The organism is Rudaea sp. (assembly GCF_036383415.1).
Taxonomy (GTDB): Bacteria; Pseudomonadota; Gammaproteobacteria; order Xanthomonadales; family Rhodanobacteraceae; genus Rudaea.
The window spans coordinates 1-8,534 of sequence record NZ_DASVOK010000227.1 but is presented as its reverse complement, the minus strand read 5'-3'; the positions used below and the strand labels follow the sequence as shown (position 1 = coordinate 8,534).

6 protein-coding genes are annotated in these 8,534 nt (G+C 63.3%); 2 read left to right on the top strand and 4 right to left on the bottom strand.

Features of this window, described 5'->3' with window-relative positions; genetic code table 11:
• The 3 genes from holA to leuS form a co-directional block, all read right to left on the bottom strand.
• Positions 1–941, bottom strand: a 941-nt coding sequence (gene holA, locus VF497_RS08830) for a DNA polymerase III subunit delta (protein WP_330887774.1), incomplete at its 3' end; no start/stop codon positions are given.
• 19 nt (positions 942–960) lie between these two features.
• Positions 961–1,467 carry an LPS assembly lipoprotein LptE gene (gene lptE, locus VF497_RS08825; protein ID WP_330887772.1) on the bottom strand — a complete coding sequence of 169 codons (507 nt, stop codon included), beginning with the start codon at positions 1,465–1,467 and terminating at the stop codon, positions 961–963.
• 5 nt (positions 1,468–1,472) lie between these two features.
• Positions 1,473–4,196 carry a leucine--tRNA ligase gene (gene leuS / locus VF497_RS08820; protein WP_330887770.1) on the bottom strand — a complete coding sequence of 908 codons (2,724 nt, stop codon included), beginning with the start codon at positions 4,194–4,196 and terminating at the stop codon, positions 1,473–1,475.
• Positions 4,197–4,368: 172 nt separating this feature from the next.
• Between leuS and VF497_RS08815 the strand changes: the two genes are divergently transcribed.
• Entirely contained in the window at positions 4,369–5,433 is a 1,065-nt protein-coding gene (locus tag VF497_RS08815) for a glycerophosphodiester phosphodiesterase (protein ID WP_330887768.1), read from the top strand.
• Positions 5,434–5,821: 388 nt separating this feature from the next.
• Positions 5,822–6,109 (top strand): hypothetical protein, encoded by a 288-nt coding sequence (locus tag VF497_RS08810; protein ID WP_330887766.1) that lies wholly within the window; start codon positions 5,822–5,824, stop codon positions 6,107–6,109.
• Between the two features lie 12 nt (positions 6,110–6,121).
• Here the strand turns inward: VF497_RS08810 and VF497_RS08805 are convergent.
• Positions 6,122–8,534: tetratricopeptide repeat protein (locus tag VF497_RS08805; RefSeq protein ID WP_330887764.1), on the bottom strand; the 2,413-nt coding region annotated here is incomplete at its 5' end.

Below are 8,534 nucleotides of genomic sequence, written 5' to 3'. Positions count from 1 at the left end.
GTGCCGCGGCCCTTGCCGATGCGATCGACGCGACCGGCCTGGATCAGGCAGGCATCCCAGTGCGTGCGATCGGCACGCGCCAGCGCCTTTTTGTAGATCGTCTCGCGCGCCGGCCAGATGCGCTCGGCCTTGAATGCGGCGGCCTGGTTGCCGCGCGCATTCGCGAGGCGCGCGAGCAGTTGCTGCTGATTGAGCAGCCAGCCGAGCAGGCCGACGACCTGCTCGCCTTCCGCGCGCAGGCCGGCGAGGATGCGCAGCGCACGCGAGGCATCGCCGGCGAGCGCCGCGTCGGCGAGCTTGAACACGTCGAAGCGCGCGCTGTCGGCGACGAGGTCTTCAAGCGTGGCCGCATCGAGCGGTTTGTCGCCCTGGAGCAAGGCGAGCTTGTCGATCTCCTGCGCGGCGGCGAGCAGGTTGCCTTCGATGCGCTCGACCAGCGCCTCGATCGCGTCGCGCGTCGGCTTGAGCCCGCGCGACGCCATGCGCTGCGCGACCCAGTCGGGCAACTCGTTCGGCTTGAGCGGCCACAGCGATACAAACACGCCGGCCTTCTCGACCGCGGTGACCCAGCTCGTCTCGTGCGCCTTCGACCACTGTGTCGCAGTGATCAGCAGAACGGTGTCGGGCGGCGGATTTTCGCAGTATTCGATGATCGCGGCGCTGCCCTCCTTGCCAGGCTTGCCGGTGGGCATGCGCAGGTCGATCAGCTTGCGCGTCGCGAACAGGCTCATCGAACTGGCGCTTTGCGCGAGCTGGTTCCAGTCGAAGTTCGCGTCGGCGTCGAACACTTCGCGCTCGGCGTAACCGAGCTCGCGCGCACGCGCGCGCAGCGCGTCGGCGGCTTCGAGCAGGAGCAGGTGCTCTTCGCCGGCGAGCAGGTAGACGGGCTTGAGTTCGCCCGTCGCGATTTGCTTGCGCAGCGCCGGTAGCGGTGTCGGCATGTTGCTTGGGCGCGTGAATCTATTTCGACAGACGCCGCTCGACCGAGTCGATCTTGCGCATCACGGCCTGGGCCATGTCGCGTTCCATTTCACGACGGATCACGTCCTGCTGCGCACCCGCGCCGGCGGCCTGGGTCTGGTCGAAGGTATAGCTGCGCGTCTGTTCGATCGGCTGCTTTTCGAGCACAGTCTTGCCCGCGCCGTCGACGATCTCGAGATCGACGTGATAGACCATGTTGAACTCGTTCACGCGCGCATTGCCGCCGACCGAGCCGACCAGGTTCTGCATGGCGACGGCGGTCATGCGGATCTCGCCGACGCCCTCGCCCGCCGCGGTCGCGATCGTGGCGCCGGCATGCTTCATCGCATCCTCGACACTGCGCTTGAGCGGACTGGCCGGATCGGAGCAGGTCACGACCACGCGCTGCAAGCCCGGCGCGAGCTTGACCTCGCCACGCAGATGGAAACCACAGGCGGCGAGAGCAAGCGCGGCCAGCACGGCGAGGGAACGAACAATCGTCTGCATGCGCATCATCCTACGACAATATTCACGATCTTGCCCGGCACGATGATGATTTTCTTCACCGTCTGCTCAGCAACGAATTTGACCACGCCTTCGTCGGCGAGCGCGGCCTTCTCGATTTCCTCGCGCGCCGCGTTGACCGCGACTTCGATCTGTCCGCGCAGCTTGCCGTTGACCTGCACCGCGAGTGTGACCGCGTCCTTGGTCAATGCAGCGTGATCGGCCTTCGGCCACGGCGCGTCGATGACCGCCTCCTTGTGGCCGAGCGCATTCCACAGCGCGTGACTGATGTGCGGCGTGATCGGATTGAGCAGCAGCACGATCGTCTCGAACGCCTCGTGGCGCACGGCGCGGCCCTGGTCGCTCATATCGTCGAACTTGCCGACGGCGTTGAGCAGTTCCATGATCGCCGCGATCGCTGTGTTGAACGAAAGACGGCGTCCGTAGTCGTCGCTGACTTTCGCGATCGTCTCGTGGATCTGCCGGCGCAAAGTTTTCTGCGCGCCGTTGAGCGCGCGCGGATCGACCTCGGGATGATCGGGCTGGGCGACATGTGCATGCAGGTCGCGCCACAGACGGCGCAGGAAGCGCGCCATGCCCTCGACGCCGGCCTCGCTCCACACCATCGACTGCTCGGGCGGCGCGGCGAACATCGAGAACAGGCGCACCGTATCGGCACCGTACTTCGCCACCATGAGCTGCGGATCGACGCCGTTGTTCTTCGATTTCGACATCTTCTCGATGCCGCCGATCGACACCGGCTTGCCGTCACTCTTGAGGACCGCGCCGACGATGCGCGCCTTGTCGTCGCGCTGGATTTCGACGTCGGCCGGATTGATCCAGGCCTTCGAACCGTCGGCCTCGTCGCGATAGAACGTCTCGGCGATCACCATGCCCTGGCTGAGCTGGTGCACGACCGGCTCGTCGCTGGCGACCATGCCCTCGTCGCGCATCAAACGATGATAGAAACGGAAATACAGCAGGTGCAGGATCGCGTGCTCGATGCCGCCGATGTACATATCGACCGGCAGCCAGTAGTTCGCGCGCTCGTCGACCTGGGTCTTCGCGCCCGGCGAGGTGTAGCGCGCGTAGTACCAGCTCGACTCCATGAAGGTGTCGAACGTGTCGGTCTCGCGCTCGGCCGGGCCGCCGCACTGCGGGCACTTGGTCTTGCGCCAGTTCGGATCGGCCTTGATCGGCGATTGCACACCCATGAACTGAACGTCTTCGGGCAGCACGACCGGCAGCTGGTCCTCGGGCACCGGCACGGCATCGCACTGCGGGCAGTAGACGATCGGGATCGGACAACCCCAATAACGTTGGCGCGAGACGCCCCAGTCGCGCAGACGATAGTTGATCCGGCGCGCGCCCTTGCCCTCGCGCTGCAGTTTTTCGGCGAGATAGTCGAACGCCTCGCGATAATTCTTGCCGTCGAGCTCGCCAGAGTTCACCACCGTGCCGTACTCGGTGTACGCGCCCTCGGTGATGATCCTGTTTTCGAAGTCCGCGACGATGCTCAGTGCGCTCGGCGCCTCGACCACGTCGATCGCGCGGCTCTGGCCTAGCGCGGCGGACATCGGATCCTGGTTGCCTTCGGCTTCGCGGCCAAGTTCGGTGATCGCATCGCGCACAGCGTCGCTGACGATCACCATCTTGATCAAGAGGTCGTATTTGGTCGCGAATTCCCAGTCGCGCTCATCGTGACCGGGCACGGCCATCACCGCACCAGTGCCATAGCCCATCAGCACGAAGTTCGCGACCCAGATCGGCAGCTTTTCGCCGCTGATCGGATGAATCGCGTGCAATCCAGTTTCGACGCCCTTCTTCTCCGCCGTCTCGACAACGGCCTCGGACGCGGCCACGTGGCGGCATTCCTCGATGAATGTGGTCAGTTTCGGATTCGTCTTCGCCGCCTGCAAGGCGAGCGGATGCTCGGGCGCGATCGACAGGAACGTCACGCCCATCAGCGTGTCCGGGCGCGTCGTGAACACGGTCAGAGGCTCAGTTTCACCTTCGACGCCGAACTGGATTTCGAGGCCCTCCGAACGGCCGATCCAGTTGCGTTGCATCGTCTTGACTGCATCGGGCCAGCCCGGCAGCTTGTCCAAACCGTCGAGCAGCTGATCGGCGTAATCGGTGATCTTCAGGAACCACTGCGGAATCTCGCGCCGCTCGACCAATGCGCCCGTGCGCCAGCCGCGGCCGTCGATCACCTGCTCGTTGGCGAGCACGGTCTGGTCGACCGGGTCCCAGTTGACGACCGAATTCTTGCGGTAGGCCAGGCCCTTCTTGAACAGGCGCACGAACATGCGCTGCTCGTGCACGTAGTAGTCCGGACGGCACGTGGCGAACTCGCGCGACCAGTCGATCGCATAGCCCATGGTCTTGAGCTGCGCGCGCATGTGGTCGATGTTGACGTAGGTCCACTTCGCCGGCGCGGTGTTGTTCTTGATCGCCGCGTTCTCCGCGGGCAGGCCGAACGCGTCCCAGCCCATCGGCTGCAGCACGTTCTTGCCGAGCATGCGCTGGTAGCGGCTGATCACATCGCCGATCGTGTAGTTGCGCACATGGCCCATGTGCAGCGCACCCGACGGGTACGGCAGCATCGACAGGCAGAAATACTTGGGCTTCGAGGGGTCTTCCTTCACTTCGAAGGCGCGGCTCTCGTTCCAGAATTTCTGCGCCGCGGCTTCGACTGCGGCAGGATCGTAGATGTTTTCTTGTTCTTGCATGGCGGAAATTGAGGGGAAAAAGACGCTTTCACGCGCCGTTGGCGGGTCGCGCAGGGTAGCGCAGAGGGGCGTCAGGCGCCAATTTTACGCCCGTCGCACTCTTTTCATGTTCGGACGCTATTCTGCCCGTATGCTAAGTCTTCGATTCTCTGCCCTGGTCGCCCTCGCCTGCATGGCCGTTTCCACCGCCGACGCCGCTCCGCCCGCGAAACCGCTCGCGGACAAGGTGCTCGTCCTCGGCCACCGCGGCGCGAGCGCGCTGCGCCCCGAACACACGCTGGCCTCCTACGGCCAGGCAATCGAGGACGGTGCCGATTTCGTCGAGCCCGACCTGGTCATGACCAGGGACGGCGCCCTCGTCGCCCGCCACGAGAACGAAATCTCGGGCACGACCGACGTGGCGAAACACCCCGAATTCGTCGCGCGCAGGACGACCAAGACGATCGATGGCCAGTCAGTCACCGGCTGGTTCACCGAAGACTTCACCCTCGCCGAGTTCAAGACCTTGCGCGCGCGCGAGCGCCTGCCCGAGCTGCGCCCCGGCAACGCGAAGTTCGACGGCCAGTTTGCCGTGCCGACCTTCGACGAGATCATCGATTTCGTCGCCGCCGAATCTAAGACGCGCGGTCGGGTGATCGGCATCTATCCCGAAATCAAGCATTCGACCTGGTTCAAAGGCATCGGGCTGCCGATGGAAGATGCGGTGCTCGCGACGATCCGCAAGCATGCCTACACCGCGAAGACCGCGCCTCTGTTCATCCAGTCGTTCGAGATCGGCAACCTCAAGTATCTGCGCGGAAGGCTGGACGAACTCGCACCACGCGTGAAGCTGATCCAGTTGCTCGGCGAAGCGAAGGAACAACCTTACGACACCGTCGCGAACAGGCAGCCGCTCGACTATGCCCAGATGATGCAGCCGCAGGGCCTCGCCGACATCGCCAAGTACGCCGACGCGATCGGCCCGAACAAGCTCTCGGTGATCCCGCGCACGGCCGACGGCAAGCTCGGCGCGCCGACCGCGCTCGTCACCGATGCCCACGCGGCCAAGCTGCTCGTCCACCCTTGGACCTTCCGTCCCGAGAACTATTTCCTGCCGAGCGACCTGCGTGCGCCGGGCACGCCGGCCACGCGCAATGATGTCGGTGCGATCGCGGAAATCCGAGCTTACCTGGACGCCGGCATCGACGGCTTCTTCACCGACGATCCGGCGCTGGGGCGCAAAGCGGTCAAGCGCTGAGGGCGAGACGGCGACCGCACCCGGCTGCCGGGCTTTTCACACATCCCCGAGGGCAGATTTCAAATCGGGTCGCTACTATCCGCCTCGCTCGATTGGCGCCAACCATTGCAAGACACTGAAACCTGCCTCACTCGAGGTGGCCATGACACCCGCGTTCAGCGGGTTTGTTTTGCGCGTTGTAATTCCACCGAGGAATTCCCGTAAGAACGGAATTGCCGGCGGGCGATAGGATAGATGCCGCATCAAAAAGGAGGAATATCTCGCCAGCGGTTCGAGCCAAGTCTCGTGAAAAAGAATTGGATGCGAATTGCGGGGAAATGATTCAGCACTTAGGACTCCGGCGCTGCACGCGCCGGGGAATATCATTCCATTTTAAGAGGATACGATCATGTCCGGTGGTAGCCCAGGTGGCGGTGAAGGCACCAATCGCGTACAGCCTTGCGCAGGCACGGCAACGCTGGAACTGAATTCCGATTCGCTTATTAACAACAATCCGGTGGTACGTGGAACGGCCTATCTGCTCTCCGGAAACTCATTTCTCAACACGTCAGAGAAAGAGTGCCTCCCGCTCAAACTGAGAGCCGAGCTCGAAGAAGCAGGTCATTTTCTCCTCCAGACCGGCAGCCGCCTGATACTGGATATGAAAGAGGAACTGAGACGCACTGGGAAAATCTGATCGATCCTTGGCCTATTTCCCCGTCTCCGCACGCTTCAATATCCATTCGAAGCCGTGTTGACGTGCGGTATCGAGGAATTTGTCACGGGCAATCGACTCGGAGGATGGATCGGGGCCGCTCTCCAATGCCTGGATAGCGGCCAACTGCGCTTCGAGCGAATAAGCCAGCCAATGGCGAGCTAGCGCGTCTCGTGCAAGTTCACGCAGACGCGCCAGCCCCTGCTCGCGCTGGCCAGCAATGATTGCCATCTGCGCAAGCCCGATATCGACTTCAATGACCTCGAGGCGTGAGGTGATGCGACTGCGCAACTGTATGGCCCTCTCAACGGCGCGATCGCGCTCTTCGGCGAATCCCAAAGCGTTCTGGATGACAGCCAAGTACACCTGCGCTCTCGCTTCATCCGAAACTGATTCTCCGCGAACAAACTCCTTGATCGCGGCATTTATCCGCTCGCGCGCTTGCACATATCTGCCTTCGGCCATCTCGATCTTCGCCAGATCCAAGTCGAGCTCTTTTTCCGCCTTGGCATCCTTCGCACCACGCGAAATAGCCTGCGCCTCGGTTAAATCGGCAATCGCCTCTTTGATCTCCCCCATATCGAGTTCGATCATTGCGCACTCCCGCATTGAGGCGATGCGTGTATCGGGATTGCCGAGCGATAGCGCGTCAGTACGCGCCTGCGTGCAGGTTTCCTTCGCTTCCGCCAAATCCCCTCGCAGGCGTAGACCATCTGCGTAGTTGATCTTCGTATCCACGCGCTGCAGCTTGGCGTTCGCCCGCTCGCTCAACTGCAGCGCATGCTTAAGTTCGTCCATGACCTCATCCGTCGCACCTTCGTCGAGGTGCATATACGCGAGGGCGTTAAGCACACGCGCCTCACCGGCAATATCCCCCGTCTCGCGTCGGATTTCCAGCGAACGTCGCCCCGCCGCTTCCGCCGCATCGCGATCGCCGATGTTCAACAACATGCGCAGCAGATTGAAATAGAGTATGCCTAGCCCGTGCTGGTCTCCGCTACGCTGGTAGATGGCGCGCGCGCGTTCATAGTCGCTACGCGCCGCGTTCGGGTCACCGAGTTGCGAACGAATCCGAGCCAGTTCGGCGTAGGCGTTGGCTTCCCAGTGCGGGTTACCCAGCCGCCCGTTTTCTTCTGCAGCCTCACTGAACAATCGCTGGGCCTCTTCCATCCTGCCGACATCGCGCAGGCCTTGAGCGAGCAGATGTTTGGACAAGGCCTCGAGCGCTGTAGCGTCGCGCGCCTGCGCCTTTCGTAGGGCCACCTCTGCGAGCGCGATCAAGGTCTTCGGGTCTCCGCGTCGTTGCGCCGCGCTCGCCGCCTCGATATCGATGCGCGGATCGTCCTTGCCGTCGGGCAATTTGCGCACTTCTTCCAGAGCTACAGCAAACTCGTTCCATTTGCCTGCGCGAGTAAGATCGTCAATCAGGGAAAGATGAAGCTCGAGATTTTTCGGATCGATGGACAGCGATTGCCGATCGAGTTCGATTGCGCGCGCCCAGTCGCCATTCTGCACGGCCACCTCGCGCGCGATGCGGCCACGCAAGTCGGCCGGTAAACCCTCGCTGCGCGCTTCGGCCTGCTGCGCGGCGGCGAGCGCCTTGGCGTCGTAGCCGAGCTGCTTCCAGGCCTGGGCCAGATAGAGCCGCGCTGGCGCGTAGCCTGGTGCCATGGCAGCCACATCAAGCAGGGCGTCCTTTGCGCGCGCTGCGTCGTGCTTGTGCAGCGCATCCAGCGCAATGCCCATCGCGCGTGCGACATCGGTATTCGGTGGCCGCGCTTCACCGGTTTCGCGCACTTCCTTGGGCGCCAGCCCCGGATAACCGGCCTGCGCGCGCAGACTGGCACCAGCCTTCTCGACGAGTTCGGGCAGATCCGCCAGTGCGCCCGACTGTGCAACATTTGCGAGCGCCGTACCGTTGCGTGCGTCCTGAAGAGCGAGATCGAGACGCAACCTGCCCTCACCAGGCGCACCCGAGACGAGGTAACTGCCGCTCAGCACGTAGTCGGCGCCGAGGCGCTTGCGCAGCGTTGCCAAGCTCGTTGCCGCGTAGCCGCCCGCTGCGGGCGCGACAAGTCCGTCGCGCGCCGCGCGTACCAATTCGTCGGGCAACGCGTGCATGCGCGCACCCTCCGCAAGCTCGGTAGCCAGCATGTCCGTCAGCGCCGCAGCGAGCCAGTCCACGTTCTTGTCCGTGGAGAGATTGCGAAAGTCGGCGATTGCAACCGACGCATTGGCGCCTGCGAAGCCGCGCATCTGCCGTTCTCTGAACACTGCAAGGACTGCTGCAGCGACAATCACCGCAATCAATGCGACAGCGCCCACTTCGCTGCGATGCCGACGCAAAAACTTCCAGCCTCGATAGAACACGTGATCGCGGCGCGCGGCGATCGGCTTGCCGGCGAGA